The sequence below is a fragment of the Desulfosarcina cetonica JCM 12296 genome (genome assembly GCF_001311845.1).
In the GTDB taxonomy this organism is placed as follows: domain Bacteria; phylum Desulfobacterota; class Desulfobacteria; order Desulfobacterales; family Desulfosarcinaceae; genus Desulfosarcina; species Desulfosarcina cetonica.
On sequence record NZ_BBCC01000083.1, the window covers coordinates 1 to 26,294 of the forward strand.

Consider the following 26,294-nt stretch of genomic DNA (forward strand, 5'->3'; position numbering starts at 1 on the left):
CGGGCTCGGGGTGCGGGCTCGGGGTCGGACCAAGCAGAAGGACTAAATATCAAAGAGTTAGTTCAAAAACAGGGCCATTTTTCGTGCTTAAATCGATGTTTTTGGGGTCAAAAAGGAAGGTATAAGGGCCAATGCCAGGGAATTCTCTGCGATCGCACCCTGACTTGGTTTCAAATCCACCGCAAATTGCATCGACAAGTCAAATCAAAAAAAGTTGAGATAAACACTCTCCACCTTTTTGGGCGAAGTAACCGGCTGTGAAGATTTGTAAAATTTATCCCAAAGAAACAAGCGCCTTAAAAGCGACAGCTTATCGAACTTATCCTGTAGAATTTCGGCCGGCGAAAAACGGCAGGTTACAATAAGTTATCTGTATCCTTAAATCCAGAAAACTACGCAGTGGTATGGGTTCAACGCGAAGTGACGATCTCCGAAAATGCAGACGGGATCCTGCACTCGGGGTCGCGGACACCACGGACAGCAACCCCGAGCGTAAAATCAATATTTTCTCATTGACGTAGGCTTTAAAGCGAAAGCTTGACCGCCGCGCCGACAATCAACCCCGGCATGGGATAACCGTACTGCTCCTCGTATTCCTCGTCGAAAAGATTTTCCGCATAAAAGCTGAGCTCGGTATGTTTGCCCACCGGGACCTTCAGGTTGATGTCGGCGGTAATGTACGCATCCATTTCAACCAGCTTGAAATATTGCTGCATCGGCCAGCCACTGGTGTATGCGTAAATCGCCTTCCGTTCTCCGACATAACGCAGGGACACGTTAAAAACGGATTCAAGGGGAAGCTGAAACGCCAAGCCGGCGCTGGCCTTCCAATCCGGCAGATAATCGATCTCGTCGGTCAATTCCGCCGTATCGTAGAAATCCCCCCTTTTCTTCGATTGCTGCCAGGTCAAGGCGGCATTGGCGGAAAGCCAGTCGGTCAATGTCAGATGCCCGTCCAGGGAGGCGCCGTAAAATTCGGCCCTGTCGATATTGTATACGCCTTTCCACGTGGAATAAAAGCGGGACACGATATAATCTTCGACGTTGTAGTAGTAAGCCGCGATTCGAAGATAATCGGAATCGGAAAAGTTATGCCGGTAGATCAGTTCGGCGGCATTGTTCGTTTCCGGTTTTAGGGTCGGATTCCCGTTCGTGGCCCCCTCGGCCCACCAGTAGGTTTCAGGCAACCCCGGTGTGCGCAGGGCTTGATAGGCCGAACCCGTGATGGTATCGACATCCGAAGCATGATACGTTGCGGTCAGCTTGGGTGTCAGGGCATCATCGTCCAGTTCAGGCGATGTACTGCCGTTGATCGACCGGTTTTTGTAAGTGTCATAGCGCAGGCCCGCGGTCAGCCGCCATCGGTCCGAAATCTGCCAACTGTCCTGAATGTAGTACCCCCAGCAAATTCCTTCCGAGGAGGGTTCGAAGTTGAGGTCGGCTTCGGTTACCCACCTGGCGTTGTTATATGCCATGTCGATCGTGTCGACCGTTGTGTCGCCATAGGCCAGCACCTTATGCTCGACCCCGACCATCAGTTCATGGTCACCGAAAGGCTTGGTCAGCTCGGCCGTACCGCCGTAGGACCGGTCGGATTCCACTTCACGCTCCAAGACCAGCTCACCATCTTCATAAGCGGCGTTAACTTCGCTTGACGAGTAATTCTCCTCGTCGCGATCCTCATAGTTTTTATACAACTAACCACGCCCCCCAGGGCATTGTTCCCGTAGCGTACGGAACTTCCTCCCCGGATGATTTCGATCTTTTCGATATTGTCCAGGGGAATCGTCCCCCAGTCGATGTAATAGCCGCCAACCACCCCCGATGCATTGACCGGCCGACCGTTGATATTCAGCAGGATCCGGTTTCCGGAAAACCCCCTGATGGCCAGGCTGTCGGCTGTATCCCCGACGAGCGTGCGACGTTTTAGATCGATGTCGGGTTCGCCCTTCAACACATCCGGTTTACCCCCCAATCCCATACGAATCCCATTCCACTGAATCATCATGCCTCCTCTTCTCATCTCCAACTTGAAATCTCAACTGCGCCAATAAAAAAAGGCCATGAGATCATTCCCGAATGAAATGGGAATAGACCTTCATGGCCTAAAAGCATGGAGTTGAACCAGGGGAACGTTCAATCATCCCCAACGGCATCGGCGCATTAAGCAAAACCGTGCCGCAAAAACGGATGTCGTCATCATCTCAACAAGGAGAGATGTGCATTATTCAAAATTTAAATGTTTCGATAGGATTGGATAGAAAGGCTTCAGCCTTTTGCGTATAGAGGCCCGTAATGGATTTAGGATTGAAAGTCAAGCTTTAAGGCTTCATCAGATTGGAATTTATTAGAAATTGGCGAAAGCAACCACGCCGTATGTTCGCGGATCGCCCACTTCCTTCGGCGTGCCGATGCCGCTCGACCAACCGTAACTGAAATACGCCTCGCCCAGGCCTCCTGACAGTTAAAAAACAAGTTGTACAAACAATTGTCATAATATAGTATGACAATATGAAATTAACGCTAAACAAATCGAATCCTCTGCGCGTCAAGGATCAGATCAAGCGGCAAATCAAAGGTCTGATCGAATCCGGCAGCCTGAAGACCGGCACACCGCTTCCTCCCTCCCGGGATTTGGCGCTCACCCTCGGTGTCAACCGCAACACCACCTGGGCTGCATATCGGGAATTGGTAAAAGAAGGCTGGTTAAACACGACAACGGGTTCGGGAACTTATGTAAACCAGATGAAACCCACAGTGCACCGTGAAGATATCGGCAAGCTATTCGATGAACTTCTGTCCAAGGCCGCGACCATGGGATATGGCCCCAACGAGGTTACGGACCGTTTTCTCAGCCACCTGGCCTGTCAATCGGCAGGAATGCAAAACGATCGCCTTTTAGTGGTCGAGTGCAACCATGAGACCGGCCTTCACATGGCCGCCTGCCTCGAGCGAGAATTGAACGTGAGCACCGAGACGATGCTTATCCAGGAGATCGAGGAAAACCCCCGCCGTGCTTTGCGGCGACTGAAAACGATCGACCTGGTCGTCTGCGGCTTCAACCATCTGGAAGAGTTCAAGGCCGCCTTGCCGGACCCTCCGATAGCGGCGATGGGAATTTTGATGCGGCCCGATCTCAAGGCCATGGAAATCCTCTCTCGTCTTCCGGCAGGCACGACCGTGGGCCTGACTTGCGCCAATCGTCGCAGCACGGAAACGCTTTTCAGGGAGGTTATCTACGACAACGGATCGACCCTTAAAAGAATCTGGGCGGGAATGAACGATGCAGAAGGCATCCGTGACATGCTGAAGACATGTACCGTGGTACTGGCCTCGCACTATGTTTACGAACGCGTCAAGGCCATCGCCGACCGGGACGTTGAAATCATCAAGGTGGCGCTGGTCCCGGATCCGGCAGGAATAACAATGGTTCGAGAGTACCTTGCCAGCCGCTAACCGGCATTGACCAAAAGGCTCCGAGGGAACGCTAATGGACGAATGGCTGAGAAAAAGGCTCGATCAATACGATGCGTGGCTGGAAGATCGAAAAGTCGCTTTCACCTCCAAGGTTGTACCAATAGCCGAAGCCCTGGCCGATAAGCAATGGGTCCTGCCAACCGAGCAGGTGATCAGGTTCATAACCGATGCGAGGTCCTTTGCCGTTGGGGACTGCGTTTGCCGAACCCGCTACAGGCGTTGCGACAACCCGGTGGATATTTGCGTTTTCCTCAACGACACATCAGACCAACTGGTCAACAAGGGGCATGCCCGACGAATCGCCCTGGATCTGCTGGTGGAAAAGCTCCATCAGGCCAACCAACACGGCCTGGTTCATTTGACCCTTTATAGCCCCAGCCAATATCCTTACGCCATCTGCAGCTGCTGCAGGTGTTGCTGCCATGAGCTCCAGTTGCTTCTCAAATACGATCGCAAGGATTTAATCGCCGGCTCGGAATATATCGCCGTATGGGATCGTGAACAGTGCACCCATTGCGGGATATGTGTGGACCGCTGTGTTTTCGGGGCACGCACCATCGGAAACAACGGCGTGGAATACAATTCGGATCAATGCTACGGCTGCGGCCTTTGTGCGACGATTTGCCCCAATGGTGCGATCGGAATGGAAAGGTTTTAATTTTCCAGTGTCCAATCCATCCACTGCCCGGCACTAAAACAATTCCAGCCATCTGTCAGCTTTGTATTGGCTGGTGATTTTTTTGTTTTAACATTCTTCCAAAGGGAACACCGATTTTTTTCATCCGATGCCGAAGGGTCCTCGGATTGATCTGAAGAAGTTCAGCCGCTCCTCCCCGGCCCTCCACCTTCCCGTTGGAAACCGCCAAGGCTTTTTGGATGTGACGGGCCATTGCTTGATCGAGACTAAGCAATTCTTTGGCATTGGGTTGCATTTCGTGCGGTATATGACGAATTGGATTCGAACTCGTTTTTGTCACCATGATTTCTTTGAATGTCAGTGGGGCGCCCTGACATAAAATCAATGCTCGCTCGACCGCATTTTCGAGTTCCCGTACATTACCTGGCCAGTGGTAGGACAAAAGCTGTTCTAATGCATTTTCAGCCAGGGAAGGGATGATCTTCATTTTCATTTCAATGCATTTTTTCTGAATAAAATGCTGAACCAAGGATGGAATATCGGAAACACGGTTGCGCAGCGGCGGAATAATCAGCGGGAACACTTTCAAGCGGTAATAAAGGTCGTGACGAAACCTGCCTGAACCCAACATTTTCTCCAGATCCCGATGGGTGGCGGCGATGATGCGGATGTCGGTTCGAATCGTCTCCGTGCCCCCACCCGCTCGATTTCCTTTTCCTGCAATACCCGCAACAGCCGAACCTGGGCTTCCTGTGACAGTTCTCCGACTTCATCCAAAAAAAGCGTTCCGCCATTGGCCCTTTCGAAGCGTCCGATTTTTCGGGAAATGGCCCCGGTAAAAGCCCCCTTCTCATGTCCGAACAACTCGCTGTCCATCAGCCCCTCGGGGATGGCACCGCAGTTGACCTTGATGAGCGGCCCTTCACGTCTGGGAGACAGATTGTGGATGGTGCTGGCAATCAACTCCTTTCCCACGCCGGTCTCACCCATCAGCAATACCGGACTGTCCATGGGTGCTACCTGCCGGGCCATATCCATCACTTCCTTTAAACCGAAGTTGGCACCGATGACATCCACGCCGGAAATCATGCGCAGTTCGTTTTTCAGATATCGATTACGATCTACGAGAACATCATTAAATTCCTGTAGCTTGCGGTAACGCAAGTGATTGCTCAGTGCAATCGCGAACGGCTCGTTGAGCATCGTGAGCAGTTTCTCATGTGCGCTGCCAAACGGTATACCGGTCGCTCCGTGGACCGCAACCGTGCCTAAAAATTCACTTTCAATTACCAGATCCATAAAAAGAATCGGTAGATCAAGCCCCCCCAGGCATTTCATCGCCGGTGCCGAAACAGGATCATCCCCGGCCCTGGGTACATTATGGATCCGTATCGAGCGTTGTTCCAGAACCTGCTGGCGCCCCTTCTCGCACATCATAAACTTGATCGACAACGCCCTATAATCCGCTTCAGTGGCATGGGCGATGATTTCGGCAACGCCTGTTTTTTGGCTGTAAATATAAAGGCTCATCTGACTGGCTGGAAGAAAATCGCGAATATATAAAAGACACTGCCACAATGCCTTTTCAATATCCAGGCTGCCGCAGATTTTAAGCGTTGCATCCCGAAAGAAACCTTTCTTATCGATCCGCATGGGAACAGTTCTCCCCACTGATGCTTTGAAGCCAACGTCGGCATTCACATGAAAACGCATGGCACCCCGGCAATACCGGAAAAACTCTCAAATATAATCGTTTTGGCAATGACTATCATATTTGATCGTTTATTTCATCATATTTCATAGAATAACAATAAATGAATTCTATTTATTTCCCAATCAAAATGTATCTATCCAATATAACAACACTTATCGCCTCAGTATCAGCATGGCACGCCTTTTGTTAACATTCTTGAATTAAAAGGCATCATGGCATGGGGAAATGCCAGCAACCATCATCCAACACACATCAACGATTTCCAGTATACGACAATCAAAAGGAGCCGGAAAATGAAGGCACAATTGATAGATGGATTTCCATCGACACCGGAAAAGCCGAAATTCGACAATCTCAGGATGATCAGCGGCGCCACGGAACCGCCCCTGGCCATGATGAAAGGGTTTGCCGAATTCGCGCCGATATCATTCATGCCTATGGTGCCACGGAAACCACGCCCCTCGTCACCACAAACCTGCTCAAGCCATCGATTGCCGAATGGCCGCAAGCGGATCGATGGGAGCTAAGAAAAAAACAGGGGCTCCCGTTGTGTGGTCTGGATATCAAAATCATGGACCCCAGGGAAATGAAATGCCGCAGGATGGCGTATCCGTCGGTGAAATCCTTGTTCGCGGCCCATGGATCACCCGATCCTACTACAATGACCCCCGAAGCAAGGACGCATTCGTGGATGGATACTGGCGTAGCGGCGACATCGGTTACATTGACCAAAACGGCTACCTGAAGGTCAGTGACCGCTTTAAAGATATTATCAAAAGCGGCGGCGAATGGATCTCCTCCATCGATCTGGAAAATGCCATTATGGCTCACCCCCCCGTCATCGAAGCCGCCGTCATCGGCCTTGAGCATCCCAAGTGGCAAGAGCGGCCCCTGGCATTGGTGAAGATTGCAGAAGATCAAAAGGAGAGCATCACCCAGGAAGACATCCTGCAGTGTATCGCTCCTAAATTCGCAAAGTGGCAACTGCCCGACCAAATCCTGTTCATCGATGAAATTCCCAAGACCAGCGTCGGCAAGTTCTCCAAGAAAGATATGCGGTCCATGTATAAGAACTTCTACCTGGAAAGTTAGCCGGGTACGGATCGATCGGTTCTAAATGCCGTCTATGAAACGCGAATGAGGAGTCGTCTCGGATGAATATGCTGCCTTACAGTGATCATCACAAAACCTTTCGCATGCAACTCCGCGAGTTTTTATCATCTGAAGTCATTCCGTATGTGGACCAATGGGAATCCGACCACATCGTTCCCAAGGCGGTGTGGAAAAAAATGGGCCGCGCCGGATTCTTATGCACGGCCGTGTCAAAGGAATATGGGGGTCTGGGCGGTGACTTTCTCTATTCCGTCATCGTTATCGAAGAGATGGTCAAAACCAATCATACCGGGCTGATGGTCCAACTGCACAGCGATATCGTCGTTCCCTACCTTGACAGTTTCGGAACGGAAAGCCAGAAACGCAAATTCCTGCCCGGCTGCGTCAGCGGAGATATCGTCATGGCCGTGGCCATGACCGAGCCCGATGCCGGAAGCGACCTGGCTTCCATGCGCACCTCCGCCGAGGAGGAAGGGGATCAGGTGGTGATCAACGGTGCGAAGACATTTATCTCCAATGGGATCAACTGCGACCTGGTGGTGCTGGCGGCCAAGGACCCCGCCGTGGACCATCCCCACAAGGCCGTGTCACTGTATCTGGTCGAAAACAATACGCCCGGTTTTAAAAAAGGCCGACAGCTCCTGAAAATGGGCATGCACAGCCAGGACACGGCCGAGCTTTTTTTTACCAACTGCAGAATTCCCCGAGAGCACCTTCTGGGAAAAAAAGGCCAGGGATTTATCCAACTGATGCAAAAACTGCAGCAGGAACGCCTCGTTTGCTCCATCTGGGCGTTGGCCATTGCCGAAACCATCCTGGAATGGACGGAAAACTATTGTCGCAACAACCCTGGGGTCGGAAAACCCCTTGCCGCATCCCAGGCCGTTCAATTCGCCTTGGTTGAAATGATGACGGAGACGAGAATCGGACGCGCCTTCATTCATCAACTGGTCATCGACCACATGCATAACAAGGCCGATGCCACGGAAACCTCCATGGCCAAATACTGGATATCCGATATGGCCAACCGGGTGGCGAACCGGTGCCTCTGCCTGGTGGGAGATGTCGCCAGCCAGGAAAGCTGCCCCATCGTGCGCATGTGGCGGGATATTCGCGTATTCAGTATTTTTGCCGGAACCAATGAAATCATGAAAAATATCATTGCCAAAGCCAAGGCATTTTAAACGATTTTTACAAAGGAGAGGCGTTAACAATGCAAATCGAAAACTGCGTGGCGGCTGTCACCGGCGGGGCATCCGGATTGGGGGAGGCCACGGTGCGTAATCTGGTAACGGCTGGGGCCAAAACGGCGATCCTGGATATGGACGAAGAACATGGCCAGTCCCTGGCATCGGAGCTTGGGGATGCGGTGCGGTTTTTCAAAACGGATGTCAGCGAAGAAAAATCGGTTCAGCAAGCCATGGATGGCGTAACGACAAGTTTCGGCGCCCTTCATATCATCGTCAATTGCGCCGGTGTGGCGCCCCCGATGAAAGTGATCGGCAAAAAGGGTCCGCTGCTCATTTCAAAATTCGAACGGGTGATACAAATCAACCTGATCGGCACGATGAACGTGGTACGCCTGGGCGCCGAAAAAATGCTGAAAAATCCACCCGCGGACGATGGCGAAAGAGGCGTTGTGATCAACACGGCGTCGGTGGCCGCCTTTGAGGGGCAGATCGGCCAAGCCGCCTATGCGGCGTCCAAGGCGGCGGTTGTCGGCATGACACTGCCCGTCGCCCGCGAATTCGCCGATTACGGCATTCGCGTGATGACCATCGCGCCGGGTCTTTTTGAGACGCCCATGTTGGCCGGGTTGCCGGACCCGGCCAAGGCGGCCCTGAGCCGGATGATGCCCTTTCCCAAGCGTCTGGGCCGGCCACGGGAATATGCGATGCTGGTTCGGCAAATCATCGAAAACCCCATGTTGAATGGCGAAACCATCCGTCTGGATGCCGCCGTCCGACTCGCGGCAAAATAAAAAGGAGGCACCCATGATCGGGAATGTATATGTCATCGGTAGTTATTCGACAAAGTTTCAGAAATGGCCGGACAAATCAGGGAAAGCACTCACCCGGGATGCGCTGGTGGGAGCATTGCGGGATGCTCAATTGAATGACGCCGGCGTTGTTGAAAACGCCTATTTTTCAAACTGCGGCATGGGCGTGATCTGGGGGCAGGATATGGTCCGCGGTCACAGTATGATGGCGCCACTGGTGGAAGAAGGGCTCTTTCCCGAGCGGGCTCCCATCATCAATGTCGAGGGGGCCTGCGCCTCCGGGTCCATGGCGTTTCATTTGGCCTGGAAGGATATTTTAAGCGGCTTCATGACGTATCCCTGGCCATCGGCATGGATAAATTCTACCATCCGGATATGCAATTGGTCCTGACCGCCTTTGAAAACGGGATCGACCGTGAAGACAAGGACCGTTTGATCGGAGAATACCGGACCGTGGCCGAGACCTGCGGCCAGGACTTCCAGTTTGGCGACAACCGCACGATTTTCATGGACACGTATGCCATGCAGGCCTGTTGGCACATGTGGAAATGGGGCACCACCCAAAATCAAATCGCCGTGGGCGCGTCCAAGAATCACTACAATGGGTCCTTAAACCCCAAGGCCCAATACCAGTTCGAGGTTCCGGTGGAAAAAGTCCTTTCCGATTATATGGTCAGCTACCCGTTAACGCGCAGTATGTGCGCGCCAATCGGCGATGGGGCCGCGGCCGCCATTTTATGCTCGGAAACCTTTTTCAATACGCTGCCGCCGAGTGTGCGCGAGCGAAGCATAAAAGTCCGTGCCAGTGTCCTATCCAGCGGCAAGCACCGTCCCATCAACGAACCGGGCCTGTCCAAATGGGCGGCCGACAAGGCGTATCAAATGGCGGGACTGGGGCCTGAAGATATCCATGTTGCCGAAGTTCACGACGCCACCGCTTTCTGTGAAATTTACCAGGCGGAAATGATGGGGTTCTGTCCCATCGGTACGGGAGGGAAATTCATCGAATCCGGCGCCACCATGCTTGACGGGAAAATCCCCATCAACACATCTGGCGGGCTCATCTCCAAAGGCCACCCCATCGGTGCCACGGGGCTGTCCATGATCTATGAAATTGCCACCCAACTGCGCGGTGAAGCCGGCCCCAGACAGGTGAAGAATGCCTGCGTCGGACTCGTTGAAAACGGCGGCGGTGTCATTTCGGTGGAAGAAATGGCTTGCGGGGTGACCCTGCTTGGAAAGCCATGAAACCCTTATTTTTGATCCCCGACGATAGGTGCAAAGCTATCCAATGAAACTGTCTGGTGCATTATCCGGTGTTCAGGTGATCGACCTGTCCCGGCTGTTGCCAGGACCGTATTGCTCCATGATCCTGGCCGATCATGCGCCGATGTCATTCAGGTGGGGAACATCGATTGTCGATTGGACAGATACCAGATTGCCTCCCTCAACCGGAATAAAAAACACATTACCTTAAACCTCAAATCCGCGGAAGGAAGAGAAATTCTCTACAAACTGGCTAAAAAGGCCGATGTGATCATTGAGGGCTTCCGTCCCGGAACCGTTAAAAAACTCCAAATCGATTATGAGGCCGTCAAAAACGTCAATCCCGGAATTATCTATTGTTCAATCACCGGTTACGGTCAAACCGGCCCCTTAAAAGACAGGGCGGGACATGATGTCAACTATATGAGTATTTCCGGAATTCTCGATCAGATCGGTGCGGCCAACGGCGCACCGACAATTCCGGGGATTCAATTTGCAGATATGGCCGGTGGCGGAATGAACGGCGTCATTGGGATTCTTCTGGCATTGATCGCAAGGAAGAAAACCGGCCAAGGACAACACGTCGATATTTCCATGACGGACGGCATGGTGGGATGCCTGCCGATCCTGTTTTTTTTGAAGCAACTCGAAGGGGCTTTTCCAAAACGCTCCAACAGCCTTCTGTCCCATCGCTATGCCTGTTATAATATTTATAAAACCGCTGATGATCACTATATTTCGGTAGGTGCCCTGGAGCCCCATTTCTGGGAAAAACTGTGCCGTTATTTCGAACTTCACGAATACATCGCTCTCCAGTTCGATGAAACGCGCCGTGTGGAAATGGTTGAGATATTCAAAAAGCGATTCCTCACAAAAACAAGATCGCAATGGGAGGAAGCGTTATCATCCCTGGATGTCTGTTGCGAACCGGTTCTGACGGTTGAGGATGTAATGAAGCTACCCCATCATCGGGAACGCGAAATGGTCATCGAAAACAGCAGTGCCGAGTGGCGTGAAAAGATAACGTTGGGCGTGCCGGTAAAACTCAGTCTAACACCAGGCAGCATCCGAACCCCCCCGGTTCAGCTTGGGGGAAACACATATACCGTGCTTCGTGGACTAGGATACAGCAAATCGCGTATAAAGGCCCTTTCCGATGAAGGTGTGCTTGAATACCATGCAGACAGATCGTCGTCCTGCGCCGCCGGCTGCGGCGAATAAACGCGCCGGATCTTTATCATTTGGATTTTTACGACGCCACCATTTTTGACAGTAGTAACTTCGTGTTTGTTTGAATGAGCCCGCAAGGCCTGGACAGTGCCTGTTGCGGAAAGGGAGCGGTCTTTTCGCCCATCGTGCTAAAGCTCCAGTTGGAGACCGACCATTACGTTGGCGCCGGGCATGGGATAGCCGGGTTGGTACTCATAATCCACATCGGTGAGGTTCTCTCCGGCCACGAACAGTTCTCCTTTATAACTGCCGGCCAACCCGTCGAAAGCGTAACTGAGTTTGCCGTTGACCAGGGTGTAGCTGCCCACGGTATCATTGTTCTCGATATCGGTCTTGCGTTCCTGTGAATTGACGTTGATCGAGGATACATGGGATCCATCCAGGCTCAGTTTGAAGCGGTCGAGGAAACGCCAAGGCATCCGATCTGCCGTCGCTGTATTCCTGCGTATAGTCGCCCTCGGTATAATCCCAGTCAAGGCCCATTAAAAACTCGGCGCCATGGCCCAATTTCACGTTCTCCTTGACCTTGATGCCGTAGTAGAGAAAATCATTGTACAGGTCCTCGCGGACCCCCTCCGTATCGCTGGGTTGGTCCAACCAATCGCCCTCTCCTGAGCTACGATAGCCCTTTATCTCGCCACTGAATCTCTCATAATCGTGTGACAGGGTCAGGGTGCTTAGAACGGCGCGGGTCTCATAGCGGCCCTCGCGTGCGTCGGGGTCGGCACCTTCGGCGCCGGGATCGTTGGCGTAGTTGTCATTCCACATGGCGAAAAGGGAAACGTCCCAATTGTCGTTCAACTGCCGGCCAAGCCGGCCATAGGCGTTGTCCAGTTCGCCGTCGGAATTGTCACGATGCCCGTCCGAAGTCCTGTATCCGCCGCCCATGTAATAGTTCCACCCACTGGTTTTGCCGCCATGCTCGGCCTTTGCCACAATCGTGTCGTAGCTTCCGAAAGCCACCTGGGTCTTGGTCGTGTAGCCTTCGTCGGTCTTGCGTTTGGGGACGATGTTGATCACGCCAAAAGCATTGCCGAAATACTGGGGTTGGGGGCTCTTGAAAACCTCGATGGATCGAGCACTGTCGATGGCCATCAGGTCGAGCAACGGATGGTTCCAGACACTCATGAACATGGGGGCGCCGTCGACCAGGGTTTTGATTTCCGCTCCCGGCCGGCTCGACCCCATGCCGCGGATAAACACCCCGCCGCCTTCCGCACCACCGAACGAGCGACGGGATTGAAACGGGACATATTGACGCCTGGCGTTTGTCTCAGGGCCGTCTCGATATCCTGGGCGTTGAGGTCGTCCAATTGCTCTTCGGTGATCACCGTCGTCACGCTACCATAGTCATCCCTGCGGTTGCCCTCGATAATCGGTCGCGCCGTTACCCAGATGGGTTCAAGCCGGGTGACCGGTTCTCCCTCATCCTGGGCATTGGCCAATAGGGAAGTCCATCCACTGAGCAACACCGTCAACAAAGCCAGACAAAAACCGATCCGATGAGCGCGCATTGATCTCTCCTTTTCTCAACAGCAATGGATTGTCCGTTGACAAGCGGTGCCATGGATCGTAAGAGAAGTATTTTACCTGTCGAGCCACGACGACTTTACCGATAAAAACATGTTTTTCCCGGTCACAGGAAAAGTGCAGGGCATCGAAAGTACCCAATACCACTACCCGCCTTTGGAATGGATTCACGGCGACAACCTGGCTCGCCGGGTCGAGGCCCGCTCGGGCAGCCATGTCGTGGTGGCCAAGGAGCGGTTGCTGAAGCTCGATCCGCAAACCATCTTTATCGATGGCGGCGGGCTTTCCCTGGTCGCCGGGGATGTGGCCCGCAAGCCCGAATACTACCAAGCGCTGACGGCCTTCGCCAAGCGGCGGATTTTTGTTCTGCACCCCTTCAACTGGTACACCACCAACATCGACACGGCCTTGACCAACGCCTATGCCATGGGTAAAATCCTCTATCCAAAAGGTTTCACGGACATCGACCCCGAGCGCAAGGCCGATGAAATCTATACCCAACTGGTGGGCAGGCCCGTATACGAGAAGATGAAAGCCGACTATGGGCCGATCGGCCGGGTGGCAGGTTTTGTCGATTGAGTGGATGACGATTTTATGTTTCATCGATCATGTGGCGTCCGTTGACCCAGTCAGCCAAATGATCATTTGGTAATCTTTTGATCACCTTGTGGCAAGGATCCGCCGGTATAGTGAGAAGAACAGTCAGGCTCAGAAGAGCTTATTCCTCTCTCCCCTTCCCCCAATCCGGGCCATCGCATGGATGGCCCGGATTCCCATTCGCCTTGATGTTCTCTCCTTTTATTCATGACCCACCGTTTCCTTGAAAATCTATCCGCCCCGCATCCAACCGATAAACACGGTGGCAAAAGGAATTAATCAGCGCGGGGTCATGGCTGATCAGCACAATCGTAACGCCGGTATCCCTTTGAATTTTTTCCAGCAGCCGAATAATTCGGGCCTGGGTAAGCACATCCAACATGGCGGTCGGCTCGTCCAGAACGAGAACGGCGGGAACCATCGCCAGAGCACGGGAAATAGCCATGCGTTGCAGTTCTCCCCCGGAAAGTTCTCCCGGGCGGCGGGTCAGCAACGCCGGTTGCAGTTCGACCGAGGCAAGCATCGCCGACAGGTCTTGCATCGATGGCACCCGGCCGCATAGTCGAAAAGGCTCCTCAAGACTGCGCGCCAGGGTCCAGCGCGGATCGAAGCTGCTTTCCGGGTGCTGGAAAACCATCTGCAGCCGCTGCCCCAACCGCCTGCGGACCTGGCGTCCGGCAGTCCATAAATCGATTCCACCGCAGCGCAGTTGCCCGGTGTCCGGCCGCAGGATGCCGGCTAAAATCAATCCCAGGGTCGTCTTGCCAGCACCACTGCGGCCCACGATTCCGATGCGCTTGCCCGGTGCAAGCGCCATATCGATACCATCGAGCACCAGCCGGCGGCGACGGATAAGCCATCCGCTGCCATAAATCTTGGAAATCCCTCGTGCCTCAACGTGCATGCGTCCAACACCTGACCCGGCGAACGCCGATGGTGAACAACGGCGGCTGCCGCCGGCAACGTTTTTCGGCTTGCGGGCACGCGGATCGATACGGACAGCCCTCCCGCGTCTCCGGTAGGGCCGGCCCGCCGATCCCTTTGCCGATAAGCATTCCCGCTGAAGGTTGGGCGGCAATCAGCGCACGCGAATACGGGTGCAGGGGCGCCTTGAAAAATACGGCCGAAGGCGCCGCTTCCACGACCTTCCCGGCAAGCATGACGACCACCCATCCTCCCAGGGCTTGGGCAAGCGCCAAATCATGGGTTACCACCAAAAGCGTCTCCGTGGCCAATTCCTTGAACAGGGAGGCCATGGCATCCCGGGCTTTTGGATCGAGCCCCTTGGTCGGCTCGTCGGCCAGCAGCAAGCGCGGTTTTCCGGCGAGTGCCATGGCCAGCAGAACCCGTTGCCGCATCCCTCCGGAAAGCTGGTGTGCATAGGCTCGCGAGAGTCGTGCCACCGATGGCAACCCCACGTGCTTCAGCATGTCCTTGGCCAACCAGTGGGCATCACCACGCCCCAGACCGCGATGGATCCGTGCCCGCTCGGCCACCTGCCTGGCGACATCCAACACGGGGTTGAGAGCACCGCCACTGCCTTGGGGAATATAGGCGGCGGTCATGCCACGATGGGCCCGCAACCGGGCGGCATCCATCTTTGTGATATCTTCTCCGGCGATGCAAACTCGGCCAAGGGTCCGGGCATTGGAAGGCAGCAACCCCAGCAGCGAAAGCAGCAATAGGCTCTTACCGCTTCCGGTGGCCCCCACGATGGCAATCTTCTCACCCGCTTCTACCGTGAGGTTCAGTCGGTCCACCACCGGTGGGTTTCCGTTGGTGACATGCGGAAATGCGATGGTCAGGTTTTCCACGGTCAGTAACGGCACCGGCCACGGCCTGGCATCACAAACGGCGTCCACCCGCTGGCGACGGATCAAGGATGGCCTGCCGGGGGGGCCGGATATCGGCACCCGATCGGCGAACCGATGGCCAAGCAGATAACCCACCATGACCGAAAATGAAATTCCGGATAGGGGCGGCAGCACCCACCACCAGGCACCGTTGAGCAGGGCCGCACCGGTGAAGGCATCGTGCAGCATACTGCCCCAGCTAGGATTCAGCGGGTCGCCGAGCCCCAGAAAACCGATTCCGGCTTCGGCCAGCATGGCACCAGCCACGGTCAGCGCCATTTGGCCAAAAGCACATCGGCACAGTTGGGCAGGATATGATGGCGGATCAGGTAAAGGGTGGTCGCCCCCATACTACGGGCGTTAACGATATAGGCGTGCTCCCGGAGGGCGAGCACGCGGGTATACATCACCCGCGCCGTGCCCGGCCAGGCGGTAAGGGCGATCACCAGGAAAACGTTCCGCACGCCGGGTCCCAGGTAGGCCGCCAGCACGATCACCAGCGGCAGCGTCGGAATCAACAGCACCATGTCCGTCAACCGCATCAACAACTCGCCTGCCATTGACCGCCGGTACCCGGCCACGCACCCGACCAGGCGCCGATGCCGGTTGCCACCAGGGCGGCACCCAGCCCCAGTGTCAACGCGGTTCCCGATGAACGAACGGCAAGCCGCAGCAGATCACGGCCGGAACCGTCGGTGCCCAAAAGGTGTGCCGGTCCTGGCGGCTGGTAGGGATCATGGATCGGTAACGCATCGATACGCCATGCGCAACCGATCCCCACGATGACTGCCAGCACGAGCCATCCGCCCAGCGACCCGGCCATGGTTCGCGCCTTACACAACCGGCACCCCGTCGGCGATTCGCGGATCGATCCGTGCGTTGAACAGATCCGTCAGTCCGTTGGCGACCAGGACACTGCCGGCCAGGATCGTCAGGGTACCGGAAAGCATGGGATAATCCCGGGCCAGAACCGCCTGGTAGATAAGGCAGCCCATCCCCTGCCAGGAGAAAACCACTTCAATGAGCAGGATACCGCCAACCATGAATCCCAGATTCAAGGCAACCACCGTGAGAAATGCCGGCAGTGTATCGGGCAGAATATGGCCGTAGAGCACCTGTCGATCCGTCAACCCCTTGGACAGGGCGGTCGTCACATAGGCTGGTCAATTTCATGGCGAACCAGATGGCGCATGATCATGAATTTGTAGGCCGTACCATGGAAGGCAGTGACAAGAAAGGGCAGAAGCCACCGGACGGCGGCGGACCTGAATCCCTCGTTTTGGGTGGCAATCCCGGCAAGGGGAAGCCCGGTCCAATGGGCTGCCACCACTAAGACCAGCAATCCGATACAATAAGCGGGAACGGCGTAAAGACCAAGAAAAAAGCAGCCCAGAACGCGCTGGTACCGCTCCCGGTGCCGCCATCCGGCCACCGCCCCGAACCATCCGCCGGCCAGGGTGCCCACGACCAGCGCCGGCACCAATAGCGCCAGGGTCCATTGCAGCCGGACGGCAATCACACGCAACACCGGCTGCCCGAAACGGTGGGACCAGCCCCAGTCGCCGGTGGCTGTTCTGATCAGGTAGAGGCCATATTGCCGAACCATGGAATCGTCCAGACCCAGTTCGGCGCGCAGGGCAAGCACCGCATCGCCGGTCAGCCGGGCATACCCCTCTTCGCCCAACAGGTGCACCAGCGGATCACCCGGCATCAGGCGCACCAGCAGGAAGTTCAGCGACAATACCCCCAGGAGGGTGAACAAATACAAGCTCAGTTTTCCGCTCATTCGGGCCACGGCGCAATCCTATGGTTCCTGATGCCCTGGTATTGACCGATACATGCCGGCAAATGTCTGCCGGTTGAGCAGTCCGCCCTCGATCTGATTGATGGTCAGGCCCTGCCAGGACCGCCGCACCGGATAGGTGTTGACCGCCCAGCACAGCGCCACGGCGGGCATCATTTCGGCGTAGTAGCGCTGGATGGCCTGCTGCAGATCGGCCTGCTGCATCGGATCAGTGGTTGCCAGCAGCCGGTCACACAAGTCGTGGAAAGCCGGGTCGGTCAAATTGGCCAGGGTGCCGCCTCCCTTGCGGCGGGAGTCGAAATAACCGCTGGCCACGCCGGCATCCATGATCATTCCCCACGGCGTGGTCCGAAACATCACCAGTCGAAGCGCTCCGCCTGGACCCGTTCGATCCAGGTGGAAAGATCCGCCCGATCGACGGTCATGGCAAGACCGACTGCCCTAAGGTTATGGGAAAGGATGGGCAGCAGGGCATCGGTGCCCTCCAGGTCGGCCCGCGCCAGGAGCCTCAGGACGATATTGCCGCCACCCGGCAGATTACGCAGGCCGTCACCGTCCGTATCGGTGTATCCGGCCTGATCGAGCAGTCGACGGCTCTCTTCGGGAGCGTAAACCAGGGCCGTATCGGCCGGGCCGTCGCCGAACGCCGGTGGCAAAAAGCCACGGTCCGGAAGCTTGCCGTGGCGTCCCATCAGGCTGGCCGCCATGCGCGCATAGTCCAGGGCGGCGGCAATGGCTCGCCTGAACGCCACAGCGTTCGTTGGGCGGTGGTTGAGATTGAATCCCAGCGCCGCCGGCACCCCCATGGCGTCGGCCTCGGGCAGTCGCAGATCGGCAGTACCGGACAGCGCGACCAGGTGAGAAGGCGGAAACCCCGAGGCATACTTGTAATACAGATCCAGATCCCCGCGTCGCAAGGAAAGCGCCAGGGTGTCCAAGGGCCGGTTCAGGAAAATAGTCAATTCCGGCACTGTCGGCAGCGGCCCGTAATATGCTGGATTTCGCCTGAAGGTCAGCCGGCCGGCGTGCACATCGAATTGCTGGAAAACAAAAGGTCCGCAACCCAAGGTGACTCGGGCGTCACCGGGCTTGAACGGATCCGCCACCGTTTCCCAGACATGCCGGGGCAGAACGCGCACGATGAAACCGCAGTTTATCAGAAAACGACTGTAGGGCTTGACCAGATCGAAGGTCACCGTTTTCCCATCAACCGCAATCGCCTTGATCAGCGTCCGCATCCAGGCGGAGGCCCCATGATGGGCCATTAAATAATCGAAGGTGAATTTGACATCCTCGGCGGTAACCGGGAGACCGTCGTGCCAATGGGCATCGCCGCGCAGCAGAAATCGCCATCGGCGGCCGTCCGCGGACGCTTCCCAGGACAGGGCCAGTTGGGGCCGGGGCCGCATGGCCGCATCGAAGCGCACCAACGTATCGTGCGTGGCCAGCATGGCGAAGATGTTATAGCTGTAATCGACCAGCGGATTGGCTACCCGTACCTGCATGGGGGTACCGACGCGCAATGTCGCCCCCTCATGGCTATCCGCAACCGGGCCATCGCCGCCGCAACCGGCCATGCCGGCAAGAATCAATCCCATCAGCAGCAGAATGGCGCCGGCGGGGTGCTTGCGCCGGCGCCGTTTGCTGAAACGACCGAGCAGCGCAGGACACGTTGCTGGTGCGTTCAGGGGAGGGCTCAGAAAAGGGTTAAAAGACAAACTTGACTTCGCCGAAAAAGGTGGTCCCGGGATCTTCGTACATGTACATGGTCCGGTATTCCTCGTTAAACAGGTTATCGATGGCAAGCGACAGGTCAATGGTTTTCAGCGGTCCCCAGGCGATCGGGATCTGTTTGGTGCCCTTCAGGTCGAAAACCAGGGATTCCTTCATGATCAATTCCTCGCCGGCAGCGTTGCGATCCGTGTTGGCATCGTCGGAATACTGCTTGCTCAGGTAGCGGCCGAACAGGCTGATGGTGAAATTCCCGGGCCGGCGGTAGGTGATCCCCAGGTTGGCCATGTGCCGCGGGCAAAAGAGAAGATCGTTCCCTTCCAGATCCGGATTCTGGGGGTTGTCGTCGACAGTCGCCCGGTTGTAGGTATAGTTGGCACTCAGCGTCCAATTCTCGGAGAGATACCAGGCCAGATCCAGTTCCACGCCGTAGGATTCGCTGCGGCCGATGTTTTGGTTGATCCACACGTTGTCCGCATTGAACCAGGCGAGGATCTTGTCGTCGGTGATGGTGTAGAAACCGACCAGCCCGGCCTTGAAGTCGCCACCGAACCAGCGCTGCAGGCCGAGTTCAAAGGACTGGGTGGTTTCGGGATCCAGGTCGGGGTTGGGCAAGCGTGGATTGCCACCGGAGGTCCGGTCGTCGTATAGCTGTTCGGACGTGGGCGGTTTGAAGCCCGTGCTGTAATTCCCCCAGATGGAGGTGCTGTCAGCGAAATTATAACGCAGGCCGATCTTGGGGCTCAGGTGATCGTCGGTGCGATCATCCAGGTCCGGGTCGTTGTAGCTGCTGAAATAGTTGTCGTAGTTCTCCCAGTGGTCGTAGCGCAGGCCGGCGGTGAGGATCATGGCGTCGGTAATTTTCCAGACATCCTGAACGTAGCCGGCCATCGTTCGCACGTTGAATTCGTTCTCCTGGAGTCGTGCGCCGGTGTTCCAGTCGTTGTAATCCTGGGAGGTTTCCTGATTGTTGTAAAAGAAACCCGTCGTGACCGTGTGCCCCCCCAGCTCAGCCGTGCCCCGGAGTTCGGCGGGCATCTCGGTGTAATCCATATCGCGCTTTTGTTTGCGGGCGTAATTGGTGCCGCCCCGGTCGTAAAGATGCAGGTAATCGTCGACGCGCACCCCCAGATAGGCATCGATCCTCAGCCGCTTTCCGATTTGCTGATCAAACATGATCGCGCCCAAATTGTAATCCCAATCCCCGCCCACATGGGGTCGGCCACGGGTATACCGATTGTTGTAATAGTTGTAGAAGAAACGCAATCCGACAGTATCTGAAAACCGGTAACCGGCGTTGACCCCCGTCCCATGCTTGTCGTAATCGCAGTCATCGATCATATGCACGCTGGCATTGACATTGTTCTCCACGATGTTGGTGCCGTCGGCCTCTTCGTAATAGCCTGCCAGCGCGTAGCTGAACCGGTGCAGCCGGCCGTCGGCCGATGCGGCCGCGCGATAACGGCCGAAACTGCCCGCACCACCGCCGACGGTTGCCGTGGGCGTCTCCCCACCCGATTTGAGGATGATATTGATCACCCCACCGGTGGCATCGGCGCCGTAAAGTGCCGAGGCTGGCCCGCGGATGATTTCCACCCGCTCGACCAGCTCCACGGGAATCGTCTGGGAAATCTGCCAATTGGTGGGAATCCCGTTGACCAGATAGACCGTACCATCGGAACCGGCCCCCCGAATATTGGCGTAAGGCGGAAACGGTGAATAGGCCCGCCGCAGGGCGATACCGGGCACCGCCCGCAATGCATCGCCGATATCGCTGTTGGGCAGGTTCTGGTTCGCCAGATCGAGATTCGAAATCACGGTCACGGATGCCGGCACATCCTTTACCGCCGTTGCATACTTGGTGGCCGTCACCACAACCGCGTCGAGTCGGCGGAGGTCCTCGGCCTGTCCCATCCCGGTTAAAACCAACACCGTCAGACAGAACATAAAAACCGACCTGGCACACCGCCGCATATCTCTTCTTTTCATCTCTCCCTTTCTCCTCTCTGCATCCGATCATTCCCGAGTTATAGCATTCAAGATAATGTTTTTGGGCTGCGTTATCGGTCGTCGCGGTATTGGTTATACAGCTTCCTCCCTCTGGCCTTACCAAAAACATTATCTTAAATACTATAGGTTACCATCATCGTTCATTGAGCCGCGCTTTGAATTCCCTGCCGACTTTGCAAATCGGCAGCTTTTTCGGTTTGATCTTAACTTCTCCACCGGTTCTCGGATTCCGGCCGATATAGCGGGGTAGTCTTTAACGGAAAAACTGCACCAGCCCCGGATCTCGACCCGATCCCCTTCCGCCAGGGCGTTGGTGATGGATTGGAAAAAGGCTTTGACCGCCTTTTGCGCCTGAGGTTTGGTCAGGCCATTGGACGCGCGTAATTTGTCGATCAGCTCACGTTTATTCATTTTATTCAATCGAGATAGCGCACACCCATCCCATAAAGGGGGACACCGCCGTTTTCAATTTTCCGCAGCCATTTCACTTCCGCCAGGCAGATCGTCCGCGGTTGTCGGCAGGCAGAGGGTCGTGACCGGTCGAAACCGCAAAGCGTGCGAACCAGCAGAATGGTCCCGGACGCGTATTTCTTATCCGTCTCAATGTAAAACCCCTGGCTGGAGAAATTGCGCATCATGCCACCGGCCGCATCCCCTTCCCCCCTACTGGCGTAGTTGGCAGGCAATCATCACTTCCACTGGATCGCGCGCACAAGTCCGCTGGCGATGGGGTGTCTTTGTTATCTGTCCCATTTTTTCGAGATCCCATTGGGTTTAGGTCAACGAAGGCTGGCAACCGCCGGAACCCATCTCAGGACGGACGGGGCGTCGGCAACGGTTGCCAGGTCCAGCTTACACAATTCTTGGAAAATTCGCCCAACGGCCCGGCGAATCGCCCGACGAACCGGTTTGGATATCGCATAGCCCTCCGTCAACTGGGGTTCGATCCAAATAAACATCAATTTTTCGGGAAAACCACCTGCCAGATCCGTCCTGGCCAATGCGACGAGCAAGTGCCTGAACGCCGGATCCACTTTTGCCATCCAGGCGCATGGGTTTTAAAAACGCGATCATTCCAGACGTGCATACCACCGGGCACACCGGCCAAACGCAGTTCCCACGATGATCGCCAGATCGGCGGCGTAAAGCATGCCTCCGGCAAGACGGGGATCTTTGCCCATAAAGGCCAATTGAATGGTTTCGTCGGCCGTGTCGTTGGCCACGGCGTCAAGCACATGGCTGGCGGCCCCATGGTCCCCTGCCAACACGTCGCCCAGGCCAATGATGGATATCTTTTTCATATGGACTATTTCTCCACGTGATGCGCGTTTTGCATTCAATGCAGACGGATTCGTAAAGAGCCCGATATCGGCGTTACGCTTCATCCCTCGTCACTGCGGAGTACGCCAAGTACGCCTCATTCCTCGGGATTCGCAAGCCTTGATCTCGGGCTCTTTACGAATCCGTCGGAAATGCGACTTTTTACGAGACCATCAATGCAGGTAGTGGTGCCGGCAACCGGCGCTGATCTGCTGAAAACAGGACTTGAATGCTATAGCTGCAAATCCCTGAAGACGGCATCCATGGTGCGACAAACCCGCTGCGCCTCGACTTCGGAACCGGCGAACCCGACCCAACACTGCCAGACCTCGTCTTCATTTTTCCAGGTATTGCCGTCGGGCTTGCGGAGCCCCTCCTGGTAGCAGTCGTCGAGAACCCGGCTGAACAGGGCGATTTTCTTGACCAGGTTGTCCTCCGAGTCCTCACCGCCGTTGCGCTGGTATTCCGGATAAAGGTTACCCCTGACGTGATCGTAGAGCCCGTACTTGAAATCATGAACGACGCGGGATATTGGAGAGCACCCAATGCTGGTTGCGGCGTACCAGGTCCTTGCGACGGCGATCGAATGCATCCGCCACCAGGGCCGCCAGCTTCTTTTTCAGCTCATCGGTGTCGACCTTGGCGTCATCCTTCAAAGGAACAAGATTATCATGCCACGCGTTGAATTCGGTGATAAAGGCGGACCGCATCTCCTCGTCAGATAACTGCTGGGCAACCGCCTCAGGATCAAGCACCAGGCTTTCATCCAATGCGATCTCTGCTTCCTTTACCCACCATTCATAAGATCTTCCCGTGTCAGGATCCTTTCCCGGCTGACGCAACAGCATGGCCGCCTGGACCTTGCACCGGCAATCCTTGTCACAGATGATACGGAACCCCCATTCTCCAGAAACCTTCGGCCGCTCGGAAAAGAAACCGCAATCGTTGAGGTCGAACACGCTGGGAACCGTATATTTCGGCTGATAGATAACGACATAACCTTCCGGCAGTTTCATTTTGTTCTCCTTTCTTCGATGGCAGATGATTCGGCAAGCCGGAGGACAAGAAAAAACGCCATGCCGGCCGCCCGTCTATCTATGGTTTGGCCTTCATGGCGCTGTGTTGAGGTGATGAGATTCAGATTGGGTGGACGCCACTTCCCTAGTGGTAAAATCCGGCCTTCAATCCAGGAAATTCAAAACAAATCCTTCCCGCAGGCCAAGATGATTAGGTAAAATGCCGAATGCGATTGTTAAAGGACACCTCTGCTTTTGTTCTCTATTGCAGGCGAACCGGAAGGTAGAAAGACATGTACCACATCGGCCACCTGCTTGCAGTTGGTTTGGCCTTCGTGGCTCGGATTGAACGACCCGGATGGGGAATCAATGGATATGAAATGCTGTCATTTTCCTAATGACAGAACACTTCTTACTTAAACGAAAATGCTGTGGCTGTAAATAGCTTTTTTTATCTTCCGCCAAAAGTCGTCCGTTAACTGGATAATCGTCGATCGACTTCTCATTTTTTAACAAACAAACGCAGGGTCTTTAGGTTGTTTCGTTCCATAGATTGCGCAGACCGTCTCCCAGAATATTGAATGCCAGGACCGTCAGCATGATGAGCACCCCTGGGTAAAACGACAGATGCGGTGCGCTGAGAATATAATCCTTGCCTTCCATGAGCAGCATTCCCCATTCCGCATCGGGCGGCTGGACACCGAATCCGAGAAAGCCGAGGGCCGATACGGCCAGAACCGACTTGCCCAGCCCGATGGTGGCCAGGACGATCATCGACGGCATGCTCGCCGGCAGTACATGGCGCCAAAGAATGACCGGCGGCCGGACAACGGCAAGCTGGGCCGCCTTGACGTACTCGCGCTCCCGGACGGACAGTGTGATTCCGCGCACCACTCTGGCGTAGCGCATCCAGCTGGCCACCGACAAGGCCAGCAGAAGATTCATTGTTCCCGGCCCCATCAGTCCGGCAATGGCCATGGCGGCGACAATTTCGGGAAAGGCGAAGAAGATATCGGCCAGGCGCATGAACAGTTCATCCACCAGCCCGCCGGCATAACCGGCCACCAGGCCCACCGCCACCCCCATCAGCGTGGAAAGCAAAACCACCGCGACGCCCAGGCCGATGGAGGCACGGGCACCGGCCAGGATGCGGGAAAAGAGACAGCGTCCCAGGGCATCGTTGCCCAACGGGTACTGCCATGAAGGCGGCGCCAGGCGCTTGTCGATATGGGGCGTGAGCGGATCGTGGGGGCAGCACCAGGAGCCGCAAATGGCCACACCCACCACCAGCAGGACCGTCAGGGCCGCCAGGGTCATCAACGGATTGGTCAGGAGGATGCGGCGCCAACCGTTGCCGGAGCGACGCTTATCTTGGAAACCGGCACGGCGCATGGATTTGTTCATGACAGTCGAATCCGTGGATCGAGGTAGAGGCAGACCAGATCCACCAGCAGGTTGATGGCCACGAAAACGCCGGCCGTAAACAGCACCAGGCCCTGGATGAGCGGATAATCGCGGTTGCTGACGGCACTGACCATCAGCCCCCCCAATCCCGGCCAGGCAAAGACGGTTTCGGTGATCACGGCGCCCTCGAGAATCATCCCGAACTCCAGACCGACCACCGTGACCACCGGAATGAGCGCATTTTTCAGGATATGTCTGGCCAGCACCAGGCGTTTGCCAACGCCCCTGGCACGCAGGGCGGTCAGATAGTCCGCGTGAATGGCCTCAATGATGGCGGAACGCAGCATCCGTGTGGTGTAGGCGGTCAGGCCCGTTCCCAGGGTGATGGCGGGCAGGATCAGGTGATGCCAGTCCCCCCGGCCGAAGCTGGGCAGCCATTGCAGCTTGACGCAGAAAACGATGATCAGCAAAAGGCCCAACCAGTAATTGGGCATGGATACCCCCAGCACGGCAAAGCGACCCCCATGGTATCCATCCAGGTGCCCTGTTTGACACCGGACAGGATACCGATGGGGATGGACAGGCAAAGGGCCAGGCCAATGGCCCACACGGCCAAAAGGAGGGTATTGCCGAAACGGGACCGGATCAGGGTCCAGACCGGCACCTCTTCCACCAGGGATTTGCCGAAGTCCAGCACCAAAACGTGTTTCAACCAGCGGCCGTACTGGACCAGCATGGGACGGTCCAGCCCCGCCTTCTGCCGAACCCATTCAATGGTCGCCGTATCCCCTCGGGCCGTATCGCCGTACCGTGCCAGGGCGATCTCCATGCTGGCGTCACCGGGTGCCAGCGCCATCAGGGCGTAGGTGATGAAGGTCGCGCCCCAAAAGACGAAAACAGCGGTAAGGGTCCGCCGGAAAAGAAAAGCGCCGATCATCTGCCCGGTTCCCGGATGCTCGGGCCGGACGGATCCGCACCGAAAAGATGGCAGCAAACCGTATGCCCCTCGGCAACGGCCCTCGGTCGGGGCGCGGTATGCGTACAGATGGGAAGCCGTTCGGCGCAGCGCGGATGAAAAACACACCCCTTGGGAGGACGCCGGAGCGACGGCAGTTCGCCTTGCAAGACGATCCGTTTCCCCTGCCAGAATCCCGGCCGCAGGACACTGGAGAGCAGTGCCCGGGCATACGGATGGCGGGGCTCGGCAAAAAAGGCGGCTGCCGGTGCTTTCTCCACCAGGTTGCCCAGGTACATCACCGCCACGCGGGTACCGATCTGTCGGGCAAGGGCCAGGTCGTGGGTAATCAGGAAATAGGTCAGCCCGAAATTCTCCTTGAGCCGGCAAAGCAGGGTCACCATCTGCTGCCGGGCAACCGCGTCCAGGGCCGTCAGCGGCTCGTCCAGAACCAGCAGCCGCGGCCGTGTGGACAGGGCCCGGGCAATACACGCCCGTTGATTCTGTCCACCGGAAACCTCTCCCGGGCGACGGCTGAGCAGATCGTGGGAAAGCCCGGCCTGGCCGGCCAGGGCCCGGACCGCTTCCCGCCGTTCGGTTTTGCCCACACCTTGGCGCCAAGGGGCTCTTCAATGGAT

General features: G+C 56.0%; 35 protein-coding genes and 2 pseudogenes. 12 read left to right on the forward strand and 25 right to left on the reverse strand.

What is annotated here, in order from left to right:
* Nucleotides 1–524 precede the first annotated feature (524 nt).
* Nucleotides 525–1,697, reverse strand: coding sequence for a TonB-dependent receptor (locus tag JCM12296_RS18145; RefSeq protein WP_083456263.1), 1,173 nt, complete (start codon nucleotides 1,695–1,697; stop codon nucleotides 525–527).
* A 17-nt stretch (nucleotides 1,698–1,714) separates the two neighbouring features.
* Nucleotides 1,715–2,023, reverse strand: a pseudogene (locus tag JCM12296_RS44875) (TonB-dependent receptor plug domain-containing protein); the annotation flags it as partial.
* Nucleotides 2,024–2,511: 488 nt separating this feature from the next.
* On the opposite strand from JCM12296_RS44875, the gene JCM12296_RS18155 reads away from it, so the two are divergent.
* On the forward strand, nucleotides 2,512–3,456 hold the full coding sequence (locus JCM12296_RS18155) for a GntR family transcriptional regulator (RefSeq protein WP_054696178.1): 945 nt from the start codon (nucleotides 2,512–2,514) through the stop codon (nucleotides 3,454–3,456).
* Nucleotides 3,457–3,490: 34 nt separating this feature from the next.
* Nucleotides 3,491–4,135, forward strand: coding sequence for an ATP-binding protein (locus JCM12296_RS18160; RefSeq protein ID WP_054696181.1), 645 nt, complete (start codon nucleotides 3,491–3,493; stop codon nucleotides 4,133–4,135).
* Nucleotides 4,136–4,190: 55 nt separating this feature from the next.
* Here JCM12296_RS18160 and JCM12296_RS44880 read toward each other — a convergent pair whose 3' ends face one another.
* Nucleotides 4,191–4,745 carry an AAA-type ATPase lid domain-containing protein gene (locus tag JCM12296_RS44880; protein ID WP_422698838.1) on the reverse strand — a complete coding sequence of 185 codons (555 nt, stop codon included), beginning with the start codon at nucleotides 4,743–4,745 and terminating at the stop codon, nucleotides 4,191–4,193.
* A pseudogene (locus JCM12296_RS18165) lies at nucleotides 4,746–5,827 on the reverse strand (sigma 54-interacting transcriptional regulator); the annotation flags it as partial.
* 294 nt (nucleotides 5,828–6,121) lie between these two features.
* On the opposite strand from JCM12296_RS18165, the gene JCM12296_RS44885 reads away from it, so the two are divergent.
* From JCM12296_RS44885 to JCM12296_RS18195, 9 genes are all read left to right on the forward strand, one after another.
* Entirely contained in the window at nucleotides 6,122–6,355 is a 234-nt protein-coding gene (locus tag JCM12296_RS44885) for a hypothetical protein (protein ID WP_246804539.1), read from the forward strand.
* Entirely contained in the window at nucleotides 6,256–6,573 is a 318-nt protein-coding gene (locus tag JCM12296_RS44890; protein ID WP_340147868.1) for an AMP-binding protein, read from the forward strand. Before JCM12296_RS44885 ends, JCM12296_RS44890 begins: the two co-directional genes overlap by 100 nt.
* Nucleotides 6,516–6,920: an AMP-binding enzyme gene (locus tag JCM12296_RS38500; protein WP_157067715.1), complete on the forward strand. Its 405-nt coding sequence runs from the start codon at nucleotides 6,516–6,518 to the stop codon at nucleotides 6,918–6,920. Before JCM12296_RS44890 ends, JCM12296_RS38500 begins: the two co-directional genes overlap by 58 nt.
* 62 nt (nucleotides 6,921–6,982) lie before the next feature.
* A complete protein-coding gene (locus JCM12296_RS18180) occupies nucleotides 6,983–8,125 on the forward strand; it encodes an acyl-CoA dehydrogenase family protein (protein WP_054696189.1) in 1,143 nt (380 codons plus the stop codon).
* A gap of 29 nt (nucleotides 8,126–8,154) precedes the next feature.
* Entirely contained in the window at nucleotides 8,155–8,922 is a 768-nt protein-coding gene (locus JCM12296_RS18185) for an SDR family NAD(P)-dependent oxidoreductase (RefSeq protein WP_054696192.1), read from the forward strand.
* Between the two features lie 13 nt (nucleotides 8,923–8,935).
* Nucleotides 8,936–9,331, forward strand: a complete 396-nt coding sequence (locus JCM12296_RS42110) for a thiolase family protein (RefSeq protein ID WP_218188153.1) — start codon at nucleotides 8,936–8,938, stop codon at nucleotides 9,329–9,331.
* Nucleotides 9,292–10,188, forward strand: coding sequence for a thiolase family protein (locus JCM12296_RS18190; RefSeq protein ID WP_218188154.1), 897 nt, complete (start codon nucleotides 9,292–9,294; stop codon nucleotides 10,186–10,188). The genes JCM12296_RS42110 and JCM12296_RS18190 overlap by 40 nt, the downstream gene beginning before the upstream one ends.
* Nucleotides 10,189–10,231: 43 nt before the next feature.
* Nucleotides 10,232–10,417 carry a CoA transferase gene (locus tag JCM12296_RS50610; protein WP_157067716.1) on the forward strand — a complete coding sequence of 62 codons (186 nt, stop codon included), beginning with the start codon at nucleotides 10,232–10,234 and terminating at the stop codon, nucleotides 10,415–10,417.
* Nucleotides 10,363–11,427 (forward strand): CaiB/BaiF CoA transferase family protein, encoded by a 1,065-nt coding sequence (locus tag JCM12296_RS18195; protein ID WP_172683971.1) that lies wholly within the window; start codon nucleotides 10,363–10,365, stop codon nucleotides 11,425–11,427. Before JCM12296_RS50610 ends, JCM12296_RS18195 begins: the two co-directional genes overlap by 55 nt.
* A 137-nt stretch (nucleotides 11,428–11,564) precedes the next feature.
* Here the strand turns inward: JCM12296_RS18195 and JCM12296_RS49840 are convergent, their stop codons facing one another.
* The 3 genes from JCM12296_RS49840 to JCM12296_RS38515 are packed head-to-tail and all read right to left on the reverse strand — an operon-like array spanning nucleotide 11,565 to nucleotide 12,950.
* On the reverse strand, nucleotides 11,565–11,744 hold the full coding sequence (locus JCM12296_RS49840; protein ID WP_054696195.1) for a TonB-dependent receptor: 180 nt from the start codon (nucleotides 11,742–11,744) through the stop codon (nucleotides 11,565–11,567).
* Nucleotides 11,745–11,748: 4 nt separating this feature from the next.
* Nucleotides 11,749–12,639: a TonB-dependent receptor gene (locus JCM12296_RS18205; RefSeq protein ID WP_172683972.1), complete on the reverse strand. Its 891-nt coding sequence runs from the start codon at nucleotides 12,637–12,639 to the stop codon at nucleotides 11,749–11,751.
* Nucleotides 12,561–12,950 carry a TonB-dependent receptor plug domain-containing protein gene (locus JCM12296_RS38515; protein WP_054696201.1) on the reverse strand — a complete coding sequence of 130 codons (390 nt, stop codon included), beginning with the start codon at nucleotides 12,948–12,950 and terminating at the stop codon, nucleotides 12,561–12,563. The genes JCM12296_RS18205 and JCM12296_RS38515 overlap by 79 nt, the downstream gene beginning before the upstream one ends.
* Nucleotides 12,951–13,083: 133 nt before the next feature.
* On the opposite strand from JCM12296_RS38515, the gene JCM12296_RS18215 reads away from it, so the two are divergent.
* Nucleotides 13,084–13,545, forward strand: coding sequence for a TroA family protein (locus tag JCM12296_RS18215; protein ID WP_157067720.1), 462 nt, complete (start codon nucleotides 13,084–13,086; stop codon nucleotides 13,543–13,545).
* 223 nt (nucleotides 13,546–13,768) lie between these two features.
* Here JCM12296_RS18215 and JCM12296_RS18220 read toward each other — a convergent pair whose 3' ends face one another.
* The 18 genes from JCM12296_RS18220 to JCM12296_RS18305 all read right to left on the reverse strand — a co-directional run bounded on the left by JCM12296_RS18220 (nucleotide 13,769) and on the right by JCM12296_RS18305 (nucleotide 26,264).
* On the reverse strand, nucleotides 13,769–14,467 hold the full coding sequence (locus tag JCM12296_RS18220; protein WP_054696207.1) for an ABC transporter ATP-binding protein: 699 nt from the start codon (nucleotides 14,465–14,467) through the stop codon (nucleotides 13,769–13,771).
* On the reverse strand, nucleotides 14,457–15,695 hold the full coding sequence (locus tag JCM12296_RS18225; RefSeq protein WP_083456266.1) for an ABC transporter ATP-binding protein: 1,239 nt from the start codon (nucleotides 15,693–15,695) through the stop codon (nucleotides 14,457–14,459). Before JCM12296_RS18225 ends, JCM12296_RS18220 begins: the two co-directional genes overlap by 11 nt.
* Nucleotides 15,686–15,958, reverse strand: a complete 273-nt coding sequence (locus JCM12296_RS18230; protein WP_054696210.1) for an ABC transporter permease subunit — start codon at nucleotides 15,956–15,958, stop codon at nucleotides 15,686–15,688. Before JCM12296_RS18230 ends, JCM12296_RS18225 begins: the two co-directional genes overlap by 10 nt.
* Nucleotides 15,958–16,239 carry a hypothetical protein gene (locus JCM12296_RS18235; RefSeq protein WP_054696213.1) on the reverse strand — a complete coding sequence of 94 codons (282 nt, stop codon included), beginning with the start codon at nucleotides 16,237–16,239 and terminating at the stop codon, nucleotides 15,958–15,960. Before JCM12296_RS18235 ends, JCM12296_RS18230 begins: the two co-directional genes overlap by 1 nt.
* Nucleotides 16,240–16,249: 10 nt before the next feature.
* Nucleotides 16,250–16,570 carry an ABC transporter permease subunit gene (locus tag JCM12296_RS18240; protein ID WP_054696215.1) on the reverse strand — a complete coding sequence of 107 codons (321 nt, stop codon included), beginning with the start codon at nucleotides 16,568–16,570 and terminating at the stop codon, nucleotides 16,250–16,252.
* The gene (locus JCM12296_RS18245; RefSeq protein ID WP_157067721.1) at nucleotides 16,567–17,211 is read right to left on the reverse strand and encodes an ABC transporter permease; all 645 of its coding nucleotides are present in this window, start codon (nucleotides 17,209–17,211) and stop codon (nucleotides 16,567–16,569) included. Before JCM12296_RS18245 ends, JCM12296_RS18240 begins: the two co-directional genes overlap by 4 nt.
* Nucleotides 17,212–17,220: 9 nt before the next feature.
* Nucleotides 17,221–17,580, reverse strand: coding sequence for a periplasmic substrate-binding domain-containing protein (locus tag JCM12296_RS18250; RefSeq protein WP_218188155.1), 360 nt, complete (start codon nucleotides 17,578–17,580; stop codon nucleotides 17,221–17,223).
* Nucleotides 17,577–18,938, reverse strand: a complete 1,362-nt coding sequence (locus JCM12296_RS18255; RefSeq protein ID WP_157067722.1) for an ABC transporter substrate-binding protein — start codon at nucleotides 18,936–18,938, stop codon at nucleotides 17,577–17,579. The genes JCM12296_RS18250 and JCM12296_RS18255 overlap by 4 nt, the downstream gene beginning before the upstream one ends.
* A complete protein-coding gene (locus JCM12296_RS18260) occupies nucleotides 18,928–20,940 on the reverse strand; it encodes a TonB-dependent receptor (protein WP_083456268.1) in 2,013 nt (670 codons plus the stop codon). The genes JCM12296_RS18255 and JCM12296_RS18260 overlap by 11 nt, the downstream gene beginning before the upstream one ends.
* Before the next feature lie 141 nt (nucleotides 20,941–21,081).
* Nucleotides 21,082–21,372 (reverse strand): HU family DNA-binding protein, encoded by a 291-nt coding sequence (locus tag JCM12296_RS18265; protein ID WP_422698835.1) that lies wholly within the window; start codon nucleotides 21,370–21,372, stop codon nucleotides 21,082–21,084.
* 5 nt (nucleotides 21,373–21,377) lie between these two features.
* Nucleotides 21,378–21,647, reverse strand: a complete 270-nt coding sequence (locus JCM12296_RS18270; RefSeq protein ID WP_157067723.1) for a hypothetical protein — start codon at nucleotides 21,645–21,647, stop codon at nucleotides 21,378–21,380.
* 384 nt (nucleotides 21,648–22,031) lie between these two features.
* Nucleotides 22,032–22,262 (reverse strand): hypothetical protein, encoded by a 231-nt coding sequence (locus tag JCM12296_RS18280; protein ID WP_054696236.1) that lies wholly within the window; start codon nucleotides 22,260–22,262, stop codon nucleotides 22,032–22,034.
* A gap of 251 nt (nucleotides 22,263–22,513) precedes the next feature.
* Complete coding sequence (locus JCM12296_RS18285; protein WP_054696239.1) at nucleotides 22,514–22,873, reverse strand: hypothetical protein; 360 nt, start codon at nucleotides 22,871–22,873, stop codon at nucleotides 22,514–22,516.
* On the reverse strand, nucleotides 22,794–23,297 hold the full coding sequence (locus JCM12296_RS18290; protein ID WP_054696241.1) for a hypothetical protein: 504 nt from the start codon (nucleotides 23,295–23,297) through the stop codon (nucleotides 22,794–22,796). The genes JCM12296_RS18285 and JCM12296_RS18290 overlap by 80 nt, the downstream gene beginning before the upstream one ends.
* Before the next feature lie 531 nt (nucleotides 23,298–23,828).
* Complete coding sequence (gene nikC, locus JCM12296_RS18295; RefSeq protein WP_246804532.1) at nucleotides 23,829–24,701, reverse strand: nickel transporter permease; 873 nt, start codon at nucleotides 24,699–24,701, stop codon at nucleotides 23,829–23,831.
* Nucleotides 24,698–25,195 carry an ABC transporter permease gene (locus JCM12296_RS44895; RefSeq protein ID WP_246804534.1) on the reverse strand — a complete coding sequence of 166 codons (498 nt, stop codon included), beginning with the start codon at nucleotides 25,193–25,195 and terminating at the stop codon, nucleotides 24,698–24,700. The genes nikC and JCM12296_RS44895 overlap by 4 nt, the downstream gene beginning before the upstream one ends.
* Complete coding sequence (locus JCM12296_RS44900; protein ID WP_246804535.1) at nucleotides 25,165–25,638, reverse strand: ABC transporter permease; 474 nt, start codon at nucleotides 25,636–25,638, stop codon at nucleotides 25,165–25,167. Before JCM12296_RS44900 ends, JCM12296_RS44895 begins: the two co-directional genes overlap by 31 nt.
* Entirely contained in the window at nucleotides 25,635–26,264 is a 630-nt protein-coding gene (locus JCM12296_RS18305) for an oligopeptide/dipeptide ABC transporter ATP-binding protein (protein ID WP_054696244.1), read from the reverse strand. Before JCM12296_RS18305 ends, JCM12296_RS44900 begins: the two co-directional genes overlap by 4 nt.
* Nucleotides 26,265–26,294: the final 30 nt, after the last annotated feature.